The organism is Pseudomonas weihenstephanensis, assembly GCF_001043055.1.
Taxonomy (GTDB): Bacteria; Pseudomonadota; Gammaproteobacteria; order Pseudomonadales; family Pseudomonadaceae; genus Aquipseudomonas; species Aquipseudomonas weihenstephanensis.
Genome location: NZ_JYLF01000020.1, coordinates 1 through 2294, shown reverse-complemented (window position 1 = coordinate 2294; position 2294 = coordinate 1). Strand labels below are relative to the sequence as shown.

1 pseudogene is annotated in these 2294 nt (G+C 63.0%); it reads left to right on the top strand.

Annotation, left to right across the window (positions count from 1 at the left end):
• A pseudogene (locus TU86_RS22000) lies at positions 1-2294 on the top strand (RHS repeat-associated core domain-containing protein); the annotation flags it as partial.

The following is a 2294-nucleotide window of genomic DNA, read 5'->3' as shown; positions in this document are numbered from 1 at the left end:
CCCTGAAACCCGTCGGCGAAGCGCACTACGACGCCATCGAAAACCTGACGCTGGTCCGCGTCACTGACAACTCCTTACTCCTCTGCCGAGGCTTCGAACGCAGGGAAACCTACGTTCGCCACGGCGATTGCTTCCTGCTGGCCCACATCGAGCTGCGCAACGGCGCGGGCGTGATGCTGCATCACGAATACCGCCACGCCGACCAGCCGGTGCTGTCTGACCTGATCACCTATCAGGGTGACCTCACCAACGTCCACTTGCATCTGGGCACCATGATCGACGACCACGGCCACCTCAAAGGCCTGTGGGAAATCCGCGACGGCGCGCCGGTGCGTCAACTGGCGGCGTACTACTACGACGCTCACGGCGACCTGATCAACGCGCAGGACGAAAACGGCGCCGCGTGGAGCTACGAATACCAGCATCACCTGATCACCCGCTACACCGACCGCACCGCCCGTGGCATGAACCTGCAATGGCAAGGCACCGGTCCCGACGCCAAGGCCATCCGCGAATGGGCCGACGACGGCAGCTTCGATACCCGCCTGGAATGGGATGAAAACATCCGCCTGACCTACGTCACCGATGCCCACGGCAACGAGACCTGGCACTACTACGACATCCTTGGCTACACCTACCGCATCCGCCATGCCGACGGGCGTTCGGAATGGCTGTTCCGTGACGACGCGAAAAACATCCTGCGCCACGTCCACCCTGACGGCAGCACCGACCGCTACAGCTACGACGAGCGCAGCAATGTGCTCGAACACATCCGCGCCGACCACAGCGTCATGCACTACGCCTACAACGATCAGGACCAGTTGATCAAAATCCGCGATGCCGAAGGCGGCCTGTGGCTGCGCGACTACGACGACCACGGCAACCTGATTGAAGCCATCGACCCGCTGGACAACAAGACCGAGTACGCCTACAACGACGCCGGGTTGCCGACCGCGATCAAAGACGCCAACGGCAACGAAAAAACCCTCGACTACAACGACGCAGGCCAACTGGTGGAGTACGTCGACTGCTCCGGCAAAACCAGCGCCTGGGCCTACAACGACCTCGGGAAAATGGTTTGCTTCACCGATGCGGCGGGCAACAAAACCGAGTACGAGTACAGGTCCGGGCAACTGATCCTGATCAAGCACCCCGACAACACCGAAGAGCGTTTCAACCGCGACGCCGAGGGGCGGCTGCTGGCCCACACCGACGGCCTTAACCGCTGCACGACGTGGACTTACACGGCGGCGGGCCTGATCGACGAACGTGTCGACGCCGCCGAACACACCCTGCGCTACCGCTGGGACCGCCTCGGCCAACTGCTCGCGCTGGAAAACGAAAACCAGCAACAGGCCAAATTCCATTACGACCCGGTGGGCCGCCTGCTCAAAGAGACCGGCTTCGACGGGCGCAGCACCCTCTACGAATACGATTCAAGCACCGGCCGCCTCGCGAGCACCGTCGACGGCCAGCGCACCACCCACGTCGAGTTCGACCCGACAGGGCGCCTGATCGAGCGCACAGCACGTCTGAACGACACCGCGCAAACCGAAACCTTCGCCTACGACGGCAACGGCAACCTGGTCATGGCCACCAACGCCGACAGCCGCCTGCAATGGTTCCACGACCCGGCGGGTAACCTGCTGCGCGAACACCAGCACTACCTGAGCCTGCAAAAACCGGTAGTCGCCGTGTGGCAACACGAGTACGACGTGCTCAACCAACGCATCGCCACCACCCGCCCGGACGGCCACAAAGTCAGCTGGCTGACCTACGGCAGCGGCCACCTGCTGGGCATGCGCCTCGACGAACACGAACTGATCGGCTACGAGCGCGACGACCTGCACCGCGAAGTCGCCCGCCACCAAGGCAACCGCCTGCTGCAAACCCAACAATGGGACCCGGTCGGCCGTCTGCAAGCCCAACTGCTGAGCCGTAGCGACAACCAGTCCACATTGCTCAAACGCGAGTACAAATACGACGCCGCGGGCCAACTGACCGACCTCAACGACAGCCGCCGCGGGCCGTTGTCCTACCGCTACGACCCGGTCGGTCGACTGCTCAGCGCCACCAGTCGCCTGGGCGTCGAAACCTTCGCCTTCGACCCGGCCAGCAACCTACTGGACGAAAAAACCCAACAGTACCAACGCCCGCTGGACCCGGACGCCAAGCGCAACAAACTGATGGACAACCTGCTGCGCGAATACACCGGCACCCACTACGAATACGACGAGCGCGGCAACCAGATCCGCCGCTGGCACAACGGCCAACAAAGCCAAATGCGCTGGGAC